18 protein-coding genes and 1 pseudogene are annotated in these 22,574 nt (G+C 62.3%); 9 read left to right on the top strand and 10 right to left on the bottom strand.

The genetic code is table 11. From position 1 onward, the window contains the following. The 7 genes from ABD050_RS25665 to ABD050_RS25635 all read right to left on the bottom strand — a co-directional run bounded on the left by ABD050_RS25665 (position 1) and on the right by ABD050_RS25635 (position 8,469). A complete protein-coding gene (locus tag ABD050_RS25665) occupies positions 1 to 1,032 on the bottom strand; it encodes an NAD-dependent epimerase/dehydratase family protein (RefSeq protein WP_343892396.1) in 1,032 nt (343 codons plus the stop codon). After that, complete coding sequence (locus ABD050_RS25660; protein ID WP_343892395.1) at positions 1,029 to 2,489, bottom strand: aldehyde dehydrogenase; 1,461 nt, start codon at positions 2,487 to 2,489, stop codon at positions 1,029 to 1,031. Before ABD050_RS25660 ends, ABD050_RS25665 begins: the two co-directional genes overlap by 4 nt. After that, on the bottom strand, positions 2,486 to 3,727 hold the full coding sequence (locus ABD050_RS25655; protein ID WP_343892393.1) for an aminotransferase-like domain-containing protein: 1,242 nt from the start codon (positions 3,725 to 3,727) through the stop codon (positions 2,486 to 2,488). The genes ABD050_RS25660 and ABD050_RS25655 overlap by 4 nt, the downstream gene beginning before the upstream one ends. 314 nt (positions 3,728 to 4,041) lie before the next feature. After that, positions 4,042 to 4,503 (bottom strand): Lrp/AsnC family transcriptional regulator, encoded by a 462-nt coding sequence (locus tag ABD050_RS25650; protein WP_343892392.1) that lies wholly within the window; start codon positions 4,501 to 4,503, stop codon positions 4,042 to 4,044. Positions 4,504 to 4,764: 261 nt separating this feature from the next. Further along, complete coding sequence (locus ABD050_RS25645; RefSeq protein WP_343892391.1) at positions 4,765 to 5,637, bottom strand: helix-turn-helix domain-containing protein; 873 nt, start codon at positions 5,635 to 5,637, stop codon at positions 4,765 to 4,767. A 210-nt stretch (positions 5,638 to 5,847) separates the two neighbouring features. Next, entirely contained in the window at positions 5,848 to 7,167 is a 1,320-nt protein-coding gene (locus ABD050_RS25640) for a dicarboxylate/amino acid:cation symporter (protein WP_343892390.1), read from the bottom strand. Positions 7,168 to 7,224: 57 nt separating this feature from the next. Beyond that, positions 7,225 to 8,469, bottom strand: coding sequence for an aspartate aminotransferase family protein (locus ABD050_RS25635; protein WP_343892389.1), 1,245 nt, complete (start codon positions 8,467 to 8,469; stop codon positions 7,225 to 7,227). Between the two features lie 186 nt (positions 8,470 to 8,655). Here ABD050_RS25635 and ABD050_RS29135 point away from each other — a divergent pair. Next, positions 8,656 to 8,811: pseudogene (locus ABD050_RS29135) on the top strand (LysR family transcriptional regulator); the annotation flags it as partial. A gap of 9 nt (positions 8,812 to 8,820) precedes the next feature. Then, entirely contained in the window at positions 8,821 to 9,579 is a 759-nt protein-coding gene (locus ABD050_RS25625; RefSeq protein WP_343892475.1) for a LysR substrate-binding domain-containing protein, read from the top strand. On the opposite strand, the gene ABD050_RS25620 is transcribed toward ABD050_RS25625, so the two are convergent. Next, complete coding sequence (locus tag ABD050_RS25620; protein WP_343892387.1) at positions 9,574 to 10,779, bottom strand: aminotransferase class V-fold PLP-dependent enzyme; 1,206 nt, start codon at positions 10,777 to 10,779, stop codon at positions 9,574 to 9,576. The genes ABD050_RS25625 and ABD050_RS25620 overlap by 6 nt on opposite strands. Positions 10,780 to 11,259: 480 nt before the next feature. Between ABD050_RS25620 and ABD050_RS25615 the strand changes: the two genes are divergently transcribed. The 5 genes from ABD050_RS25615 to ABD050_RS25595 all read left to right on the top strand — a co-directional run bounded on the left by ABD050_RS25615 (position 11,260) and on the right by ABD050_RS25595 (position 15,401). After that, a complete protein-coding gene (locus tag ABD050_RS25615) occupies positions 11,260 to 12,171 on the top strand; it encodes an N-acyl homoserine lactonase family protein (protein WP_343892386.1) in 912 nt (303 codons plus the stop codon). A gap of 62 nt (positions 12,172 to 12,233) precedes the next feature. Further along, entirely contained in the window at positions 12,234 to 13,406 is a 1,173-nt protein-coding gene (locus ABD050_RS25610) for an acyl-CoA dehydrogenase family protein (protein ID WP_343892385.1), read from the top strand. Next, positions 13,406 to 14,251: an HTD2 family dehydratase gene (locus ABD050_RS25605; RefSeq protein ID WP_343892384.1), complete on the top strand. Its 846-nt coding sequence runs from the start codon at positions 13,406 to 13,408 to the stop codon at positions 14,249 to 14,251. Before ABD050_RS25610 ends, ABD050_RS25605 begins: the two co-directional genes overlap by 1 nt. Then, on the top strand, positions 14,248 to 15,030 hold the full coding sequence (locus ABD050_RS25600; protein ID WP_343892383.1) for an HpcH/HpaI aldolase/citrate lyase family protein: 783 nt from the start codon (positions 14,248 to 14,250) through the stop codon (positions 15,028 to 15,030). Before ABD050_RS25605 ends, ABD050_RS25600 begins: the two co-directional genes overlap by 4 nt. A gap of 200 nt (positions 15,031 to 15,230) precedes the next feature. After that, positions 15,231 to 15,401 (top strand): hypothetical protein, encoded by a 171-nt coding sequence (locus tag ABD050_RS25595; RefSeq protein ID WP_343892382.1) that lies wholly within the window; start codon positions 15,231 to 15,233, stop codon positions 15,399 to 15,401. A 12-nt stretch (positions 15,402 to 15,413) separates the two neighbouring features. On the opposite strand, the gene ABD050_RS25590 is transcribed toward ABD050_RS25595, so the two are convergent. Continuing rightward, positions 15,414 to 16,907 carry an MFS transporter gene (locus ABD050_RS25590; RefSeq protein WP_343892381.1) on the bottom strand — a complete coding sequence of 498 codons (1,494 nt, stop codon included), beginning with the start codon at positions 16,905 to 16,907 and terminating at the stop codon, positions 15,414 to 15,416. Positions 16,908 to 17,173: 266 nt separating this feature from the next. Between ABD050_RS25590 and ABD050_RS25585 the strand changes: the two genes are divergently transcribed. Next, complete coding sequence (locus ABD050_RS25585; protein WP_343892380.1) at positions 17,174 to 18,217, top strand: SDR family oxidoreductase; 1,044 nt, start codon at positions 17,174 to 17,176, stop codon at positions 18,215 to 18,217. A gap of 66 nt (positions 18,218 to 18,283) precedes the next feature. Here ABD050_RS25585 and ABD050_RS25580 read toward each other — a convergent pair whose 3' ends face one another. Next, positions 18,284 to 19,708 carry an NAD-dependent succinate-semialdehyde dehydrogenase gene (locus ABD050_RS25580; RefSeq protein ID WP_343892379.1) on the bottom strand — a complete coding sequence of 475 codons (1,425 nt, stop codon included), beginning with the start codon at positions 19,706 to 19,708 and terminating at the stop codon, positions 18,284 to 18,286. A gap of 372 nt (positions 19,709 to 20,080) precedes the next feature. Between ABD050_RS25580 and ABD050_RS25575 the strand changes: the two genes are divergently transcribed. Further along, on the top strand, positions 20,081 to 22,384 hold the full coding sequence (locus ABD050_RS25575; RefSeq protein ID WP_343892378.1) for a TonB-dependent receptor: 2,304 nt from the start codon (positions 20,081 to 20,083) through the stop codon (positions 22,382 to 22,384). The last annotated feature ends 190 nt before the right edge of the window (positions 22,385 to 22,574 follow it).

The raw sequence follows: 22,574 nt of genomic DNA, 5'->3' as shown, positions 1-22,574 counted from the left end.
TCAGCCGGCCCTGGCCGCATCGCGCCAGGCAAGCAGCCGCCGCAGCCCTTCGCGCATACGGACTTCGGGAGCCCAGCCAATCGCGTTCTTCGCCTCGGCGTGGTCGATCCGGAACGCACCGCCCGCCGTAAGGCGGACCTTGGTGGGATCGGGCTCGACCAGTTCGGGGGTAAGATCTGGACGTCCTGAAATCTCCGAGATCATCGTCACCAGTTCAAGTGTCGTGACCGGGTCCGGCCCGGACGTGTTGACCGCCACGTCGGTCGCGTCAGACGCCAGCGCCATGCAATTGGCGCGGGCGAGGTCGCCGACATAGACGAAATGCTTCGTCTCAAGCCCATCGCCGATCACCTGCGGTCGCGCGCCACGCTGAACCGCGTCGTGGGTCTCGACGATGTAGAGCGCATTGGCGGCGCGGTAATGCTGCCGTTCGCCATAGACGGTCGAATAGCGCAGGATGACGTAATCCTGCCCGTTCTTGCGATGGGCATCGCGGCAGAGCTGCTCGCCCATGATCTTGCTGGCGCCGTAAAGAATCGCCGCCGGCGGCGCGCCCTGGGAATGGAACGGTGTCTGCTCGACAAGGTCACCCCTGACGCCCGGGCCATAGCCGTAAACGGCGTTCGACGAGGCAAACACCAGCTTGCGGATGGCGTTCACGCGGCAACTTTCGAGGACGTTCTGGACGCCGCGGACGTTGACGTCGATCCCCGCCCAGGGATCGCGGTCCATCGACAGAGTCATGAAGGCCGCGAGATGGACGACGCCGTCTAGCCCGGTCATCGTCTGCAACAGTTGATGCAGCTTGAGAATATCCGCTTCAACGACCTTCACGCGATCGTCGTCCCTGAGATGGGCAATCGCCTCGCCGGATCCGAAGGAGAAATTGTCCAGCAATCGCACCTCGGCCGCTCCGCGCGCCAACAGCTCGGCGGTGGTCGCTGCGCCGACCAGGCTGGCGCCACCGATCACCATGAAGCGCCCGCCTTCAATCGGCACCGCTGCGGCGGCGTTCCGCTTGACCGTACTCATCGTGCGACCGTCATGGGCTGGGCGTGGAGTCCGAAATACATGCTTTTCACCTGTGCATAGAGGCGGAGGCCGTCGATCCCTTTTTCCCGGCCGATACCGCTGTCCTTGAAACCGCCGAATGGCGTAGAGATCACCGATTGCTTGTACGTGTTGATCCAGACCGAACCGGCCTCGAGCGCGCGCCCGATGCGCCAGGCGCGCTTGAAGCTTTCGCTCCAGATACCGCAGGCGAGGCCGAAGGCCGTGCCGTTTGCCTGTTCGATCAGATCGGCTTCGTTATCGAACGGCAGCGTCACGAGCACCGGGCCGAACGCTTCTTCCTGGCATGACGCCGCGTCGGCGGGCAGGCCCTCGATTACGGTCGGCAGATAAAATGCGCCGCCGTCATACACGCCCCCCGTCGGCACCGCGCCGCCGACCAGGATCCGCCCGCCCTCGGCGCGCGCGCGGTCGACGAACGCCGCGACCCGATCGCGGTGATGGAAGGATGCGAGCGGTCCGACTTCGACGCCGGGTTCATCGGGCAGCGCAACCTTCAGGCTTCGTGCCCGCTCGACGATTCGCCGCACCACCTCGTCATAGATCGGGCGCTCCACGAAAAGCCGCGAGCCGGCAACGCAGGACTGCCCCGACGATCCAAAGATCCCGGCGACGACCGCAGCGACGGCGTGGTCAAGATCGGCATCGGCAAACACGACGTGCGGCGACTTCCCGCCCAGTTCGAGCGCCATCGGGATCAGGCGTTCGCCCGCCACGCGGCCGATTGCGCGGCCAGTGACGGTGCCGCCGGTGAAGGAGACCATCCGAACATCGGGATGCGCGACGAGGGCCGCGCCGATATCGGCGCCACGACCCTGCACCACCTGCAACAACCCTTCCGGCAGCCCGGCCTTCAGCGCGATGCGCAGGAGTTCGGGGGCCAGCAGCGGCGAATCCTCGGACGGCTTCAGGATGACGGCGTTGCCCGCGGCAAGCGCCGGCGCAACCTTGGCTGCGTCGTTCATGACCGGCGAGTTCCAGGGCGTGATCGCCGCCACGACGCCGAACGGTTCCAGCACCGTGAAGGAAACATAGTCACCGCGCGCCGGGGTCACGTCGGTTTCGATCGTCTCGCAGACGCCGGCATAATAGCGGAAGGTGCCGATCGCCGATTCGACCATGGCGCGACATTCCGTGAGCGGCTTGCCGTTGTCGCGCATCTGAAGTTCGGCGAGCGATTCCTTCTCGGCCGCCAGACCGTCGGCAATCGCGTGCAACGTCAGCGCACGGCGATGCGGCAACAGCGCCTTCCAGCCGGACGCGTGAAAGGCATGCAGGGCATCGACGACCACCTGATCGAGCTGCTCGACGGACGTCATCGCGACGCTGCCGGCGACCGAGCCGTCAGCGGGATTGATGCTCACCAATTGCCCGGGCGGATCACCCGTCTGGCTCTTGGCTTCGGCATTTATTGTCATCTCACTTCTCCACTCTCGGCGCTGCTTCGCTGCACCGCCCGCACCGCCCTCGCCAGGCGCCGGACCCCCTCTTCGATCCGCTCGACCGGATTGAAGGTGAAGTTTAGTCGAATCGCCGCATTGTTGCCGTCCGACGGGAAAAAGACGCTGCTGGGTCCGACCAGAACCCCCTCGTCCATCCCCGCTGCCAGGAGGCGATCGGTGTCGATGCGCGAGCCATCGATCGTCGCCCAGACGAACATGCCGCCGATAGGAACATCCCAGACGAACATGTCCGACAGATGCCGCTCCATCGCGGCGCAAAGTGCGTCGCGCCGCTCGCGGTAGAGGGTGATGAGCCGTGGGCGCATTTCATCGACGAGCCCATGCTGCATCGCCGCCAGCCCGATCCGTTGATTAAGCCCCGGCGAGCACAGATCGGCGCCCTGCTTGGCCGCTTTCAACGCCCGGATCATCTCGGGTGCCGCAATGATCCACGCGACGCGCAGCCCCGGAGCCAGTTCCTTCGAGAAGCTGCCCATGTAGACGACCGGACCGTCATAGATTGCCCCCGGCGATCGATGTGCGGACAGATCGATCAAGCGGGCCAGGGGCGGCCCATCATATTGAAGCGCCCCATAGGGATCGTCTTCCACCAACCAGATGCCTGTCACATGGGCCGCGGCCACGATCTCCTCACGCGTCGGCAGATCCAAAAATTTGCCGGACGGGTTGGAGAAATTGGGTACGGTGTAGATCAGCTTCGCACCGGCGAAGGCCGACGCCAGATCGCTGCACCCGGCATCGAAGACAATCTCCCGATACTGCGGTTGCCGCGGCCGCCATGCGTCCATCGCGCCGACATAGGTCGGAAATTCCGCGGCGATGACCTCGCCGGGCTCGATCAACACCTTGCCTAGCAGATCGAGGCTCTGCGTGCCCCCCGTCGTGATCAGGACATTCTCGCGGGAGAGGCACAGGATCGGAGAAGTGAAGCGATCAGCGATCGCGTCACGCAATTCAGGCAGCCCGTCCGTCGGACCATAGCCCAGACAGTCCTGCGGATATTGCAAAGTCAGTTCCTTCGCCAGCGCAGCGAGAGCGTCGGTGGGGAAGGTTTCCAGCGCAGGCAGGCCGCCGGCAAAGTTGATCAGATCGGGAATCCGGGCAGCCGACACGAAACGACTGGTCAAGTCGTTCGTCGCGGTCAGCCACGTCGAAAATTGCGGACGTCGAACCGCCAAGTTATCCACCGGCATCCCCAGACTTAAGCCACACCTTGCCTGCGGGATCGAAAATTCCGGCGCTTCATTCGATGTATTTCGGGACAGCGAATTGCCGCTTTTCGATCAGTAGGCGGCAAAACATCTAGCACCAACGCGAAGGCCGTTGGTTTCAAAGTGCACCCCTACTGACGCCAAAAAAGGCGAGGCCTGCCATGACTCGCCCGATATGTGGTTTTTGATGCCAAGAAGGATTTCCGGCTTCGCGAGCCGGTCGAAACCGCTTCGAAGTCGCGTGGCAACGTCGCCTCGCCGTACGACAAATGGCCAGCCAAGAATGAACGATCCGATCAGATCGGCAGTTCGGACGTGAGCTTGATCCGCTGCATCGGAATGTCCGTCTTGACGCTCTGCACGCCCTTGATCCGCGCCAGATGATTGATCTGAAGCTTCCGGTAATCGTCAAGATCGGAGGCAACAACCCGAAGTAGAAAATCGCAATCGCCAGCCATCAGATGACATTCGACAACCTGTGGCAGCTCCAAAACTTCGCTGATGAAATGATTCGACGTCGCGGCGTCCTGTCCGGTAAGCCAGATGCGCGCAAAAAGCGTCATGCCCATGTTGATCTTTGCGGGATCGAGCAACGCGACATATTTCTCGATCACCCCAGCCTCCTCCAGCAGCTTGACGCGCCGAAGACAGGGCGATGGAGACAGGCCGACCTCCGCCGCCAGTTCGATGTTTTGCATGCGCCCGTCGCGCTGCAATGCACGCAGGATCCGGCGATCGATGTTATCCAGCTTCACCATGCCCGATCCTCAGAGATGTAGATGCCAATGATATCATATTTGTTGGGATATAGTACCATTATTGTGATCAAATATGGCATCAAAAATGGATCAGGAAATACAGGATTGGACCACGGTCGGTGATCGTTAAATAGAGGCGGTCATTGAGAGGCCGACGCAACGAACGCCAGTTCAAGCATTGTCCTGCGGGTGAACACCCTCATATACGCCTCCACCCTTCGCTCTCAAACTTCAGTCATACCTTTGCTGGCACCGCCGGGGTCAACCTTGGCGGGCCGCGCGCGGGGAAATGCCGAACGCTCGCTTGAACGCCGTGGTGAAATTGCTGGGATGATCATATCCCGCCTCAAACGAGATCATCGCGATCGACGCGTCCGAAGTGTTGAGGCGCTGGTAAGCGCGCTCCATGATGATCCGATGGCGATAATTGGCGATGGTGAGACCGGTGACCTGCTTGAAGCATTCCATCATCTGCGTCTCGTTCCAGCACAGCTTTCGACAGAGATCGGAGAGTGAGAGCTTTGCGCCCGTATCGGCCCGGAGCAGCGCGCACAATTCGTCGATGCGGGCCTGATCGCGCCGCTTCAGCGGACGCGTCTCGCCACACCGGTCGACCATCTGGTCCAACGCCGCACAGAGCAGTTCGAGCGCCTTGGCCTCACGCATCATTTGCGGGAATCGGGCAGAGGGCGACTCGTCCAGCATTTCCTTGGCAATGCGACGCATGCGGAGGGTCGGCACGATCCGTTCCACGCTGCGCGAGACCCGACCATCGAGCAGATCGCCGACAAGTCCCGGCAACGGCGTTCGCGACTGGCGCGCCGCACCGGACAGAAAATCGCGCGAGCATGACAGGATAACCGAACGCTCGCCTTTCGCGGCGCACGCGTCGACGGTATCGAGGCCATCGAGCTGCGCCAGGATCATCAGCGCGCCCTTGCGACGCCCCTCGTTGCGCGCGAACGCTCCCGCGACCCCTGCGCATCCTTGCAGGCGGACCTCGACCCGCAGCATCTCGTCATCGCGCCACCGGACCGCATCGGCATATTCAGTTGTGTCGGAGGGAATGAGGCTGATCATGGCGACGTCGAAGCCCGGCCGCAACGCCGCCTTCGTCGTCCACGGCACATCCATGTCCAGCGGCTCAATGGCAGACCGCCCGATCGGATGGCGCGCGGCGCTGACGCCAGTGTGAGCGATAGCCGATTCGTACATTATATCCTCAACTACTGTGCCGATGCTGGGCGTCAGATCGCGAAGGTAATTTATGCTAAATTTCTTGGAATGTGCTTGCGATGTGTCCCCTTTCTGCGGGGATTAAGACAATCGAAGATCGCATTTCCGTCATTTCGTGGCATCAAATTCCACGCAGGGTTCCATCGGCGATTCGGCCGATGCCTCCGCAGAATCGCCCGCAAGCGGCACCTCATCACCTAGCGCGCCTTCCCATTGGGTGACGACACTGGCCGCGATGGCATTGCCAAGCACGTTGGTCGCGGTTCGTGCCATATCAAGGAAATGATCGACCGCCAGGATCAGCAGCAGGCCGGCATCGGGTATCCCGAACATGGGCATCACCGCCGCGATGATCACGAGGCTGGCACGGGGTACGCCTGCCGATCCCTTGGAGGTGACCATGAGGACGAGCAGCATGCTGAACTGCTGGCCGAGCGACAGCGGGATGCCATAGGCCTGGGCAACAAACAGTGACGCGAAGGTCATATACGTCATCGTGCCATCGAGATTGAACGAATAGCCGAGCGGCAGGACGAAACTGCCGATCCTTCCCGGCACGCCGAACCGTTCCAAAGCGGCCAGGGTCTGCGGATAGGCCGCCTCCGACGAGGCAGTCGAAAAGGCTAGCAGCAAGGGCGCGCGAACGCAGGAGAGGAGGGACCAGATTCTCCGGCCGATCACGAGATAGCCGAGCCCGATCAGCAGCACCCAGAGCACCGCAAGTCCGAGATAGAAGCTGCCCATGAAATAGCCGAGCTGGCCGATGACGCGCGGACCACGATCGGCGAGCGCGCCAGCAACCGCCGCGAAGACAGCTATCGGGGCGAACTGCATCACATAACCGGTCATTTTCAGCATGATCGCCATCAGGGCTTCGACCCCGCGGAGGACCGGTGCCGCAGCATCGCCGACCGCAGCAATGGCGATCCCGAAGAACAGCGAGAAAATGACGATGGGCAGCACGTCATTGCCCGCCATCGCTTCGATGATTGAGGAGGGCACGATATGGGTGAGGAATTTCGCCATGTCGAAGCCGGTCGCCTGGACCGGCGTCGATGCACCGACAGGCGGCAACGGCAAATTCAACCCGACGCCGGGATGCAGGACGTTCACAAGCAGCAGGCCGAGCAGCAATGAAATGAAGCTTGCGCCGACGAACCACAGCAGGACGCGCAAACCCACGCGTCCCAGCATCGCCTTGTCGCGCATATGGGCGAGACCGGCGACGAGGGTCGAAAACACCAGTGGCGCGATGATCATCTTGATCAGCCGCAGGAAGGTCGCGGTAACGATTCCGAGACCGTAGACGATATCCCGCAACCGTGCCGTGCCGGCACCGCCATCGTCTAGGGTCGCGCTGCATATCCAACCGACCAGCAAGCCGAGCAGCAGCGCGAGAAGGATGTAGGGGGTCAGGGATCTACGCATCGAAACCCCTCCCATGCCCGCGCGCATCATAGCCGGCGACGCGATCGACGTCCCGCGTCATCCGCCGGCCTTCATCGTCGCAGCCGCGCGGACGAAACCACCGGCGAGTTGCACCATCGCTTCGTCGTCATGCGCGAAAGAAAGATAGAGGCGGCCGTAGCCGGAGGGCATGATCAGAGCCCCGGCGCGGCGCATCTCCAGGTGGAGCGCACGCGACCATTCAGGTCGTATCCGCTCACGGCTCTCGGCATAGTTCCGCGGGGGCTCGGCCGAGGGCCAGATCGTAAAGACTGTGCCGTAGCCGCTCGTGCTGACCGCCTGACCGGTTTGCGCGAAGGCGGAAGCGATGAGCGCGCGCAGGCGCTCGCCTTTCGCCAGCAGGGCCGGGTAATCGGCCTGATCGAGCAATTCCAGCGTCGCGATCACTGCGGCGGACGCAACCGGATTCCCGCTGAAGGTTCCGGCGCGGATCCCGCGGCCGTCGGTGAAGACCTGCATGATTTCCGGCCGCCCGGCGACCGCCGCCACGCCAATACCGCTGCCGATCGCCTTGCCCACCGCAGCAAGATCGGGGTCGAGCCCCCAAAGCTGCGATGCCAGACCCGCATGGAGCCGGAAGCCCATCAACACTTCGTCTACGATCACCAGCGCGCCGTTGCGACGCGCGATATCCTGGAGCGCCATGAGATACTCAAGCTCAAGCATCAGGCAGCCGGCGTTGGCAAGCAACGGCTCGAACAGGACGGCGGCGATATCGTCCCGCTGCGCGAAAAGCCGCTCTGCGTCGGCAATGTCATTGGGCCGCAGCAAGGTGAACCGATCGGTCTCCGGACGGGCGCCGTCGGAAAAACTGGCTTCGGCGGTGCCAGCCGTGCCGAAAACGACGTCGTCCAGCCACCCGTCGAAGCCGGCGGCGAGCTTGGCGATGCGGGGGCGGCCAGTCACCAGGCGCGCCGCGCGGCAAGCGAGATGCACGGCTTCGCTGCCCGTGTTGTTGAACACGATCTGCGACAGAGGACCGGTGTGGGCGGCGATTGCAGCTGCGGCCTGCTCCTCACGCGGATGCACAAAGGCGGGAAGCGGCCCCGAGCGCAACGCCTCGGTCGCGGCGTCGACCACGGCGGGTGGGGCATGGCCCAGCACCGTGCCGCCATAGCCAAGCGCCGTATCGGCATAGCGCCGGCCTGTCTGGTCCCAGATCCACGGCCCGGACGACCTGGCCGCGACGAGGTCTTCGCCATCCAGCTTCGGCATCACGCGCGCGCCGCTCGAGACGCCGCCGAGAAGGTGTGTCGTTCTCATGCGGCGCACCGATATGCGTGCCCCCTGCCCTCGCTCGGGCATGGTGACTGATCGTGAATGATGGAATGAACACGGTTCCGGAACGACGGCAAAATCTTCTCCCGCCTCAGCGATCTTCGAGTGGAATAGCGCCCAGCATCCTGTCCACCTTGCCAACCGACAATCCGCTCGTTATGCCTTCGAGGTATGAGCATGGATCATACCGGCGCGTTGGCCGGAATTCCGCTGGCCAAATTGCACGTCTTTGACGCCGCTTCCCGTCACAAGAATCTCGTCCGCGCCGCGGTCGAATTGCGGATGACGCAGAGCGCGGTCAGCCGGCACATCAAGGCGCTTGAGGAACATTTGGGCGTGAAGCTTTTCCATCGCGGCCCGCGCGGCGTGCTGTTGACGGAAAGCGGTGACCTGCTCGCCGATTACGTGCGCCGCGCCTTCGGCGAGCTGTCCACCGGACTCTACCGGCTCGGGCAACCACGCCGGCGCGAAAGCCTGGTCGTCATCGTTCCGCGCAGTTTCGCACTGCGGATCCTCGCGCCGCGACTTGGCAGCTTCGTGCGAGAATATCCCTGGATCGACCTGCGCATCGACACGCATCGTTATTATGACGAACTGGAACAGTCCCAGCGTGACATCGCTATCCGCGCGGGCGACGGACATTGGCCCGACATGCGCGTCGAACGGCTAACCTCGGACACCTTCTTCCCGATCTGCGCGCCGTCGCTTCGCCCGCCCGAGGCGGCGCTTGCCGAGTCCTGGCTGCGTGCGAACATCCTTCTGCATTATTCTGAACGGCGGTTCTGGCCGCTATGGCTGCAGACCGCAGGCTACGATGCCGAGATCGGCCACAACGGCCCGCAATTCAGCGAGACCGCCTTCGCCCTGACCGCCGCCGAATCTGGCCACGGCGTCGCGATCGCCCGTGGGCCGCTCGTCGCCGACGCGCTGCGTAGCGGCCGACTGGTCCGACCGTTCGCCGCGGAAATTGTCGACGGAAGCGGATATTTCGTCGTGGTGCGGAAAAATGCACCGCGCAACGCCATGATCACCGCGTTCACCGAGTGGCTCATCGAGCAGATGGCCGATCTTCAGCGCGCCATCGAGACTTCATGAGCGGGCGCTTCGGCGCCATTGCTCGACCAGTTCGGCAACCGTCATGATGTCGCTCTCATCGTTATAGAGATGGAACGAGAAGCGCAGCAGGTTGCGTCGGATCGTCAATCGCACGCCACCGGCAACGAGATGCCGGTAAAGGCTCACAAGAGCCGGGTCGCCGGTCGCATCATGATCCTCCCCAAGGTCTCTGCCGATCGTGACGATGTGGCTGCTATGCTGCCCCGGACGGCCGCCGAAGACAGGCAGCCCCAGATCGAGCATGCGATCGGCGAAGCTGGAGGCCAATCCGAGGACCCTCGATTCGATCGCGGCGGGGCCGATGTCGAGAAGCAGCCGCAACGCCTGCTCGACGGCGAGGATCGCCGGATAATTGTAATTACCCAAGTCGAAACGTCGGGCGCCGGGCGCACATTCGAATGAGGCCGGGTCGCCCCGGCTGGCTTCATGGCCGGTGACGTCGACGCCGAACCGCGAGATATAGACCGGGGTCAACGCTTCGGCGACCTCGCGGCGTACATAGAGCATCCCCAGGCCGTAAGTGGACAACAGCCCCTTCTGGGTCGAGACCGCGATCGCGTCCGCCTGCCAGGCACCGACATCGGTCTCGATGACGCCGATCGACTGCGCGGCGTCGACCAACAACAAGATGCCACGTCGCCGGCATTCGGCGCCGAGTTGCGCGACGGCGAAACGGAATCCGGGCGCGAACGAAACCGACGAAACCGCGATCACCCGCGTGGACGGTTCGATCGCCTCGACGATCCGGTCGGCAGCCAACGCCCCGTCAACCGGCGCGATCGTCTTGATCGCCAGCCCGAACCGGCGGGCGAGCCCGAACCAGGGATAGATATTGGCCGGATGCTCAAGCTCCTCGCAAAGCAGAACGCCGTCGCCGACCTTCCAGTCGAGTCCAGCACCGAAGGCGGCAATGCCATCGGTGACGTTGCGCGTGAAGGTGATCTCGTCCGGCGTGGCGCGGATCAGCGCAGCGAACAGTCCACGCGTTTCCTCAACGCTGGCGAACAACGCCGCCTTGTCGGTGGTCCCGCGCGCCGCGTCGTCGAGATGCGCCATCAGCGCGGCGCGGCCGCCTTCGAACAACAGGCCGCGTGCGGCCACGTCGAGATAGGGGCCGCTCTCGACCCCATTAAACGATTTGCGGACATCATCGAAGCGAACTCGTTGACCCAATGGCATGCCGTTCTCCCTTTTTTGTGAAAAATCGGCTGCTGGCTGCCGGGCGGCAAGCTACTCTCGCCCCCCTCCCGATATGACCCTGGGGCATATCGGTCCCGCCGGAGCCCCAAGTTTTAGCCCCGATCGAGCCGCCATGACTTTTGAGGCGCCGCGAAAGACTATTGCTATTCAGGGGAATCGAAGATCGCGAACCCGCTACCATCTCGCAAATTTCCGGGAGAATTCCGACGATTCAAAAGGGGATAACGGAAAGAAGAGCGCGCCTCCCGTCCGGCAATCCGGTTTTGCGCGACCGGCGAGCATCTTGAATTCATTACGATTCTAGGGTGATGACGGCCGTCCGCGAGACCAGCCCAAGTGCGATCACGCAAGCAGACGAGATGGTCGACCATGGCGTGGCGGACGGAGCAGGGAAAGTCTTGCCACACTTCGCGTCCTGCGGGGTCTCGGTTTCGCAAGGGACTTATGAGGAGACAGCACATGCAGCTGAGCAGATTGTGGACGATCGCAGCATTGATGGCCGCCGGCATCGCAACCGTCGCGCCGGCCGCGGACCAGACTCCCCAGCCGGTTCCGGATACGTCCTTGACGCCGCTTGGCCATCTGACGCCAAAACCCGTCGTCACCAGTCCGCATCTCTATGTGATCGACTGCGGAACGATCACCAATGATCGGCCCGAAAAGAATGGCCTGACCCGCGACGAGGTCAAATATTCGACCTATGCCGACATGTGCTACCTGATCGTCCACCCGAAGGGCACATTGTTGTGGGACACGGGCATTTCCGACGCGATGGTCGGTCGGCCGTTCTACGACACCACATTCTTTACCGGCGGCGGCTTTCTCAAGTGGAATACGCTGGTCGGGCAACTGGCGGATATCGGCTATCGGCCGGCAGACATCGATTACCTGGCGCTGTCGCATCTCCATGCGGATCACAGCGGAAATGCCAATCTGTTCAGACATTCGACCTGGCTTGTCGCAAAGCCCGAATATGACTTCGCCTTCGGCCCCAATCCCAGCCCGCATCGGTTCGGCCTCGAAAATTACGATCAACTGAAGACGTTCAAAACCATCTTCATCCCCGCCGATTACGATGTATTCGGCGACGGCAGTGTCGTGATCAAACAGGCGTTCGGGCATTCTCCGGGCCACAGCGTTCTGGCGGTGAAGCTGGCGCACACGGGCACCGTCGTGCTTGTCGGGGACCTCTATCATTATCCCGAGGAGCGGACATTGCATCGCATCGGGGACTATGACGCCCACACCAAGACGCCCGAGGCGCGCGCCGCTGTCGAGGAATGGGTCGCGCGCAACCATGCGCAACTGTGGATCGCGCACGACATGGAGCTTTTCCGGACGCTGCGGCACGCTCCGGCCTTTTACGACTGACCGTCCGGTGGGGGCGGAGATCGGCCTCCGCGGATCAATCACCGACACTTTGGAGGATCGAGATGGCGTTGAGCAGCTTGCAGGGAAGCGATTACCCCGAAATACGAGAGGAAATCGTCAAGCTCTGCGAGCGGTTTCCGGACGAATATTGGCGCAAGCTTGATCGCGAAATGGCCTATCCGGCGGAATTCGTGCAGGCATTGGGCGACGCCGGTTATCTCGCCGCATTGATTCCGGAGGAATATGGCGGCTCCGGCCTGCCGCTGTCAGCGGCGGCGGCCATTCTGGAAGAGGTGCAACGCACCGGCTGCAACGGCTCGGCCTGCCATGCCCAGATGTACATCATGGGTGCGCTGCTGCGCCATGGCAGCGAAGCGCAGAAGCGCGAATATTTGCCGCGTATCGCAAGCGGCGAGCTTCGCCTCCAGGCATTCGGCGTCACCGAGCCGACCAGCGGCACCGATACTGGTGCGCTGAAGACCACAGCCATACGCGACGGCGATCGCTATGTGGTCAACGGGCAGAAGATCTGGACCAGCCGCGCGGAATATTCGGACCTGATGCTGCTGCTGGCGCGCACCACGCCGCGCGACCAGGTGCGGCGCGGCATCGATGGTCTGTCGATCTTCCTTCTCGACATGAACGCCGCGCGCGCCGCAGGAGGACTCACCATCCGGCCGATCCGGACCATGATGAACCATTCGACGACCGAGGTCTTCTTCGACAATGTCGAGGTGCCCGCGGCCAATTTGATCGGTGAGGAAGGCAAGGGCTTTCGCTACATCCTTTCCGGCATGAACGCCGAGCGCATCCTGATCGCAGCGGAATGCATCGGCGACGCCAAGTTTTTCATTGAGCGATCGCGAAATTATGCCAACGAGCGCGAGCTGTTCGGACGCCCGATCGGCCAGAACCAGGGCGTGCAATTCCCGATCGCCAAGGCGTACGCCCAGATGCGGGCTGCCGAGCTTATGGTGCACCACGCAGCCGAGCTGTTCGAGGCCGGCGAGGCGATTGGCGAGCAGGCGAATATCGCGAAAATGCTCGCCGCTGATGCCTCCTGGGCCGCTGGCGAGGCCGCGATCCAGACCCATGGCGGCTTCGGCTTCGCCGAGGAATATGACATTGAACGCAAGTTCCGCGAGACTCGACTTTATCAGGTCGCGCCGATCTCGACCAATATGGTGCTGAGCTACATCGCCGAACATGTTCTCGGTCTGCCGAGGTCCTATTGATGACGTCCTGGCTCGACCCGGTTGATTTGCGTGGCTGGATCGGCGCGGAGGAGATTGTCGAGGATGTTATCACCGACACGCTTATATCGCGCTTTTGCGCAACCATGCCTGGTGCCGGCGACGCCGCGGGCCGGGGCATGCCGGCGCCCCGCCTGATCCACTTCTGTCTCTGCCAATCAGCGGCACCTATGGAAGCGCTCGGGACCGATGGGCATCCAGCCCGGGGCGGCTTCCTGCCGCCGGTACCATTGCCGCGCCGGATGTGGGCGGCAAGCCGTGTCGCCTTCCATGGCGATCTCTTCAGGGGCGACACCGTTCGCCGCCGCTCGCGTATTGCCGATGTCGTGATGAAGGAAGGGCGGACCGGCACCCTATGCTTCGTGACCGTGGAGCATGTTATCACCGTGGACGAAGAAGTCATGGTCGAGGACCAGCAGACGATCGTTTATCGCGAACAGTCTTCCGCGCCCGCTCCGGCCGGCGCCTCGGCACCACGAGGGGAGAGCATCGTCGCCATCGAGCCGACACCAACGCTCCTCTTTCGCTATTCGGCGCTGACCTTCAACGGCCATCGCATCCATTATGACGCCCCTTATGCGCGCGATATCGAGGGCTATTCCGGCCTTGTCGTGCAGGGACCGCTTCAGGCGACGCTGCTGCTGCAGCGCGCGGCCGCGATCATGGGGCGGGAGCCCGACCTTTTCACATTCCGCAGCCTGTCGACGCTCCATGCCGGTGACGGCCTCCTGTTGCACGCCGGCGTTCCGGACGGCGGCTCATTGCAGCTCTGGACCGCGAAGGCCGACGGCCCGGTTGCGATGCAGGCCGAGGCCTGCTGGCGGTGAGCGACCTGAACACCTTGATCGCGCCGCTTTTCGTCCCCGCAAATCGTCCCGAGCGGTTCGTCAAGGCGGCGGCAAGCGAGGCCGATGCGGTGATCATCGACCTCGAGGACGCGGTCCCGGTCGACGCCAAGGATGCCGCGCGGGCGGCCTTGAGGGAGGCCGCTCTCGCAAAGCCACTGATCGTCCGGATCAACGCGGTCGGTACTGCCTGGCATGTCCCGGACTGCGCCGCGCTCACCACGCTGCCGGTCGCGGCGATCATGCTTCCCAAGGCGGAGCGCATCGCGGATCTGGATCATATCCGCAGAATCGCACCCGTGGTCGCCCTGATCGAAACCGCGCAGGGGGTCGCCGCGGCGCGCGAGATTGCGCGTTCGGGACTGGCGGCCAGATTGGCCTTCGGATCAATCGACTATGCCGTCGATATCGGCTGCGATCATACCCACGCGGCCCTTGCCGCCGCACGCACCGAACTCGTGCTGGCGTCACGCCTGGGCGGACTGCCCGCTCCGCTCGACGGCGTGACCGCCGCCTTCGACGCGCCGGCGACGCTCGCCGAGGATGTCGAGATGGCGCGCTCGCTCGGCTTCGGCGGAAAGCTGTTGATCCACCCGGCTCAGGCAAAGGTGACCCTGGAAGGATTCCGTCCAAGTGCCGAGGCGATCGCCTGGGCACGCCGGGTGCTCGACACGGGCGACGGGGCGACGAAAATCGATGGCATGATGATCGACGAACCGGTCCGCGCCCGTGCGCGCAACATCCTGAAACGCGCCGGATAATGGTGGGACCGCAGATCGAAGGCTGGCGTCCCGGTGCTGCGCCTCGTACCGATGCCGTCCGATATCAATTCGAATGGCAATATCTTCGGAGGGTGGGGGCTGGCTCGGATGGATATCGCGGGCGGCGGCGTCGCATCGGCCGAGGCGGATGGCGCGTCGCCAGGGTCGCGATCGAGACGATGTAGTTCCTCTCGCCGATCTTGGTCGGCGATCTCGTCTCCGTTTACGCGCGTTATCAAGCGCGGGGGAACCAGTATCTGCGTGAAGATCGACCTTGTCGCCGGGCGGGCGACACTGACATCAAGGTGACCGAAGTCGTTTTCACCTTCGTGGTGCTGGACGAGAATGGAAAACCAAGGGCTTTGCGCTGAGGCGCGCGGGGTCTAACGTCCCGCCAATTCTGCTCCTGCGTCGCGATCGAAGCGCAGATTGGCGAAAAGAGCGGTCGCCGATATGGCGGTGATGGTCCAAAATGCCGCCGCGAAATCACCGAAGGCCGGCACGACATGGCCGGACAGTACCATGGAAATGTGAAGCGCGGTGCTGGCGGTGCAGACGCCAAATGAAAGCGCGAGTTGCTGAAATGTCGAATAGAAGCTGGTGGCCGCGCTCATCCGCGCGGAGTCGATCTCATCATAGGCGATCGTATTATAGGCGGTGAACTGAAACGACATCAGGAAACCGGAAACGAGCATGACCGCGAACATCACGGGCAACGGCCAGCCCGGCCTGAACAGCCCGCAGACGGCGTAGGTCGAGCTGCTGAGCAATCCCATCAACACCAGGCCGTGTCGATAGCCGAGCCTGCGCAACAGGCTTGCACTCACGCCCTTCATGACGAAGAAGCCGATGGCGGTTGCCAACGTCATGAGCCCGCTTCCGACGGCAGACATGCCGAACGCGACCTGCATCAGCAATGGTTGGAGGAATGGCTGGGCACCACTGGTGATACGGGTCAGCGAACCACCAATCATCGAAAGCCGAAAGGTCGGGACCCCCAGCAGCGACGGGTCGAGGATTGGAATAACGCGGCCCGCGGCATGCCGGAGATACAAGGCACCGCTTGCCGCGCCGATCGCGATCAGCGCGGCGGCGAATCTGACGGCACCCGGCCAGCTCGTCGCCTCGAAGCCGACCAGCAGACAACCGAGCGACGTCGCGGAAAGGACGAAGCCAACGAGATCGAAGCGCCCCGCCCATGGCTCGCGGACGTCGGCCAGGAAGCGACCGGCAAGCATAATACCGAGAAGCCCGATCGGCACGTTAAGCCAAAAGATCCAGCGCCACCCCAAATAGGCGGTGATCGCGCCGCCGATGGGCGGACCGACCATCGGCCCGATATGAGCCGGGACGAGCAGCCAGGACATCGCCGAGACCATGTCGCGCTTGGCCACCGAGCGAAGCAGGACCAGCCGTCCGACCGGCATCATCATCGCCCCGCCGATCCCCTGAACGAAGCGCGCAACGGCGAACGCGGCAAGGTTCGACGCCAGCCCGCATGCCAGCGATCCCAGGACGAACAGCGCGATCGCCGCCCGGAACACGCGAAGCGCGCCGAACCGGTCGGCCGCCGCGCCCGAGGCCGGGATCAACATCGCCAGCGCCAGCAGATACGCCGTCAGCGCAATACCCATCTGAGGCGCGGGACGGTGGAACTCCAGTGCCATGGTCGGCAGCGCCGTCGCCAGCACGGTGGCGTCGAACGCCTCCATGAACATCGCGCAGGCGATGATCAGCGCGACGGTGCGATAATTGGCGCTGCCGGGCGCGGCCTCCGGATCCTCGCAGGACGTGGTCGTCGGAGGCGCGCCACCGAGATCGCGTCGATCGCTTTCCTGTTGCGAGCGCGTTGTTGAGCCGGGGGACACACGAAACATTCGTCGGCGTTCGATCAAAGGAGGATGCTATGCATGCGTATGCACATATGTGCATTGTTGCGCAACTTCATCTCGCCGGCGACAAGGGCATTGATGAGGAATGGCTGCCGATTAGCTGCGGCCTTCCCATCGTTTCATTCGCCTCCTGGCCGTCGGGAATCCGATGGACCCTACATTTTACCCATGGTCCCGAAATGCCCTTGACCTTAAATCATGATTGAAGGTTTATCAGCACGTCTCCGATTGCAGATGATGAAGGAGACGACATGGCTCGAGTGTTGGTTACGGGCGCCACGGGCTTTCTCGGCGCCCATTGCTTGCTTCGACTGATAGCGGCGGGCCATGAGGTCCGCGGGACGGTGCGCGATCTCGGCCGTGCGGAGGAAGTGAGAAGCATGTTGCGCCAGGGCGGCGCGGGGATCGCCGCCGATAGCGTCGCTCTCTTCGCTGCGGATCTCAACAAGGATAAAGGCTGGGCGGAGGCTGTGGCCGGTTGCACTTATGTGCTTCATGTTGCCTCCCCCTTCCCGAGCCGGGTTCCCAAGGATGAGAATGACCTGATCCGCCCGTCTCGGGACGGCGCCTTGCGTGCGCTCGCGGCCTCGCGCGATGCGGGTGTGAAGCGCGTCGTCCTCACCTCGTCGTTCGCCGCGATCGGCTATGGCGCCAGCAACCGAAAAGCCGAATTCACTGAAAGCGACTGGACCAATCCCGATGATCCGTCGGTTCAGCCCTATCAAAGGTCGAAGACGATCGCCGAACGGGCGGCCTGGGACTTCATCAATCGGGAAGGTCGCGGTCTCGAACTTGCCGTCATCAATCCGGTCGGCATCCTGGGACCGGTGCTCGGCGCCGACTTTTCCACCTCCATTCATCTGATAAAGCGGATGATCGAGGGCAGGACGCCGGGGTGCCCGCAAATGTGGTTCGGCTTCGTAGATGCCCGCGACGTGGCCGATCTGCATATCCTGGCGATGACAGCCCCGGCGGCGAACGGCGAACGCTTCCTCGCGACTGCCGGTCATTTTCTGAGCGTGCAAGAGGCCGCGCAAATCCTGAAGGATGGCCTGGGCGACGCCGGAGCTAAGGTTTCGACGCGCCGCCTTCCCAACTGGCTGTTGCGGGTCGTTGGACTTTTCGATCCCGAGATCCGGGGAATGCTGCCCGAACTCGGCAAGCGGAAGGATGCGACGGCGACCAAGGCGCAGACTTTATTGGGCTGGACTCCACGAAGCCCTGACGAGGCGATATTGGCCACTGCCATCAGCCTGGATAAACTCGGCCTGCTGAGCAGCAAAACCTCGGCGTGAGCGGCGGGGCGCGGCGCCTAACAACGCCGCGCTCCCACGTGTGAAGTGACAGTCTGACGACTCTGTTCATAGCATCTGATGCGAGACGTTCTTGACGACCGTGTAGCCCTGAAGGCCCTCAATGCCACCTTCTCGGCCGAACCCGCTATCCTTGACACCTCCCATAGGCGTCTCGGCGATCGACGAGACGAAATGGTTGATCGAAATGTTACCGACCTCCATGCCGTCCGATATCCGGTCCGCGTTGGTGGCGGACTGGGTGAACGCGTAACCAGCCAGCCCGAACGGCAGCGCGTTCGATTTCTCGATCGCCTCGTCCAGGCTGGAAACGCGATTGACGAGCGCGATCGGTCCAAACGGCTCCTCGCGCATCGCCAGCGCATCGTCCGGTACGTCGGCCAGCACCGTAAGCGGGAAAAACAGCCCCAAGTTGCCGATCCGCTGCCCCCCGGTCAGCAGGCGTGCTCCGCGTGCCCTGGCATCGGCGACCATCGTCTCCATCACTTCCAGGCGCCGCGGGTTGGCCAATGCCCCCATCTGGCTCGCAGGATCCATCCCATCGCCGACCGTAATCGCGGCCGCGCGTTCCGCGAACGACTGGCAGAAACGGTCATAGACGGCGTCGGCCACGTAGAATCGCGTCGGGGACACACAGACCTGCCCGGCATTCCGCGACTTGCTCAAGGCGGCAGCCGCACCGGCCACCTCCGGGTCGGCATCGGCACAGATGATGACCGGGGCATGCCCGCCCAATTCCATCAACGATGGCTTCATGTGTGCGCTCGCCATCGATGCGAGGTGCTTGCCAACCGGGATCGATCCGGTGAACGCGACCAGCCGGACCAGCGGCTGGGGTATGAGGTATTGCGATATCTCGGCCGGTTCGCCGAAGATGAGATTGAGGACGCCGGGCGGCAAACCGGCGTCAATGAAGGCCTTGACCATGAGATAGGCGCCAGCCGGCGTCTCCTCCGACGCCTTGAGAATCAACGCGCACCCCGACGCCAGCGCACCGCCTACCTTTCGGGCAGGCGAACTCATCGGGAAGTTCCACGGCGAAAATGCCGCCACGACGCCGATGGGTTGCCGCAATACCGTATGTCTCATGCCCGGGGCGGCCGGAATGATGCGGCCGTACAGGCGGCGGCCTTCCTGCGCATCCCATTCCAGGATGTCACATCCGCGAAGTATTTCGAGCCTGGACTGCGTCAGGGGCTTGCCCTGCTCCAGGGTGATCGCGGTCGCGATCTCCTCGATCCGCTCGCGGATCAATGCGACTGCCCTCAAGATGGTTGCGGTCCGCTCGGCCGGCGCCGTGCGCGACCACACCCGTAACCCCTGCTCCGCAGCCGCGAGCGCATCGTCCAGATCGACGCGCGTCGCGTGGGGCACCGTGCCGATCACGGTCTCATTGGCCGGATTGATGACCGGCTTACCGTCGCGCGCGCGCCAGGTATCACCAATTCTCAGGTACAAATTCGGATAATTCATGGTTTCGATTTCCTCATCGAGCCTCGTGATGTCCGACGGTGGTCACCGTATGGCGCCTGATCGACGTTGCGGTGGCGCTCACCGCAACGACAAATGCGGTATGGCGCTCCTGCCAGGACAGTCCGGCGACGCTGGGCCAGGCACGACCGCCAAACAACCTCCCCTGACAGAACCTGGATATGATTTCCGATCATAGCTGCGCCCCCCATCTCCCCTCAGCCAGGCTTATGACCGAAGCAAAAAAAGAAGGGGGGAGCTCAAGCCATTCCAGATTTGAATACCCCATCACATAATGAATTGTCCAAAGCCGTCGGCGCCTTCCTAGATCAGCGAACGGTCCGTTCGAGATCGACTAACAGAGAGAGGGCCTCTATGCATAAGAAGGCATTCGTCGCGTGCTTGCTCACCGGCGCTAGCGTCGTATTATCGCCGGCCGCATTGGCGCAAACGGCCGCCGGGGCGAGCGACGCTCCTGCAATCCAGGACATTATCGTACAAGCTCGCCGCGTCGATGAATCGCAGCAGTCCGTGCCGATCGCCGTTTCCACCGTCACCTCCCAACAGCTGGCCGCAGCAACGGTGAGCTCGGCATCCGACATTCAGCGTCTTGTCCCCTCGCTCCAGATTGCTTTCAGCACGGTGGGATCGTTTGATTTCACGATCCGCGGATCCTTTGCCGGGTTTAGCAGTGATCCCGCCGTCGCCACTTATATCGACGAGGTTCCAATCGATGCGCGTACCCTGTCCTATGCGCTTTTCGACCTGGCCTCGGTCCAGCAGCTGAAGGGGCCGCAGGGCACGCTTTTCGGGCGCAACAGCACCGGCGGCGCTGTCCTGTTCGCCTCAAATCGCCCGGATGTCTCCAAGTTCAGCGGATATCTCGACGCCCGCCAGGGCAATCTGGATGAGACCCGCCTCGAAGGCGCTCTTAATGTCCCCTTGAGTAGCAATCTCGCGGTACGCATTGCAGGTGAACTCGAGCGGCGCGGCGGCACGCTGAAGAGCCTGACCGCGCCGGGGCGGGAATACGATAACCGCCATAACGAGAACATCAGGGGATCGCTTCTTTGGAAACCCGGCTCGGTGGTCACCGACTATGTCCAGGCAACACATTATCGCGTGAGAGAGCATCGGTATCCTCAGATACCGGTCCATTTGACCGGAGGATGTACGGGACCGACAACGCCCGTTACCTCATGCCTTTATCAGCCACCCTTCAACACCTTGGTCGGCACTGGTAATCTCGCTGCGGCTGTCGCGGCCGAACTTGCGTTGCCCGATGGCGTAACCAATAATAACGATCCGACCACCGACAATTATGATCGCAATTCCGTCACAAATATGCTAGATGTCGATCTGGACGCCGTTCACATTCGTAACACAAGTTATTACGGTGTAAACAAAATTGGGCAAAGCCGCGATTATGATGGGACGCCGATTAGTGTAATCGACGCTATCACAACAGAGCGGACAAAATCGTTTTATACGGAAACACAGGTTTCCGGCACACTTCTATCTGGTAAGCTGGATTGGCGCGTCGGCGGCTTGTACAGCAATGACATCGGAGATCATTTTCAGTATCTGAGCATTTTTTCCACGCCGCTGGCCGCTGCCTACCCAACGCGCACGTCATCGCGCACGAATTATCGCTCGACTGCCCTGTTCGCCCAGGCAACATATGATTTCTCGAATCTTGTGCACGATCTGTCTTTCACAGCGGGCTATCGTTATACGTGGGACAAGCGAAGGATCGCCACCTTCGCCCTCCAGGGCGCTGCACAAACATGCGCACTCCAGTCGGGCGGTATATTGTTCCCGGGCACGGATTCGACCTGCACCAGGCGTTTGAACGCCGCATTCAGCGACTCCAACTACAACGTCACGCTCCAGTGGAAGCCGGTGAAAAATGTGCTCCTCTACGCCGCCACGCGAAAGGGATATAAAACGGGGAGCTTCAACGAGGTTATTCTCAACCCCGCATTGACGGAATACCAACCCGAAGTCGTCCATGATGTCGAAGTCGGCCTCAAAGCCGACTGGAGAATCGGCAACGTACCGGTGCGCACGAACATATCGGTATATCGCGCGAAATATAACAACATCCAGTCCAGGGAGACGGTTCTCCTTGCCAATGGCGCCGTGCTCGCGATCACCGTGAACCAAGACACGGTCACGGGCGCGCCGAACAAGGCCACCACGCAGGGCGGCGAGTTTGAAGTAACAGTGGCTCCAACCCGCTGGCTCAATCTGATGGCCTATTATTCGCTGGTAGACGCCAAATACAGTCAATTCTTCTCCGTTGGGCCGAGGATAGATCTGTCCGGCCAGGCCGTGCCTTTCATATTCCGGAATAGCGGTGGCGGTACGGCACAGGTTGATGTGCCGATTTCGGGAATTGCCAAGACGTTCAGTGGTACCCTGACCTATTCATGGCACGATAAGCCGACGACCAACGCGTCAATTTCTCCAGACGATATTGCGCAAACGGGCTATTCGCAGATCGATGCGCGATTGGGCTTGAAGGGCATTTTCAGGACCAATCTTGACATTGCGCTTTGGGGCAAAAACCTGAGCGACAATAGCTTTCGTCCCCGCAACAATGTCGTCGGCGGAGAGTTCACCGAACAGATCAGCGAACCTCGCACCTACGGTATAGACGCAAGATTTCACTTTTAAGCCAGAAACTTCGGAAATCGGCGCGAGAACCTCACTTCTCTTTCAGCGAAGCGTAACGTGGAGATCTCGCCCGATACTACTGATGTTTTCACTCTCACCGACGATCGGATGGGCGCCTTCTAATCTTACTGAGTCACGAAAGTGGACGTCGGGGGATTCGCGGGGCGGTTAGTTATGATAGGCTGCTGAT

It is taken from the genome of Sphingomonas oligophenolica (assembly GCF_039522915.1).
In the GTDB taxonomy this organism is placed as follows: Bacteria; Pseudomonadota; Alphaproteobacteria; order Sphingomonadales; family Sphingomonadaceae; genus Sphingomonas; species Sphingomonas oligophenolica.
This window is presented reverse-complemented; position numbering and strand designations above follow the sequence as displayed.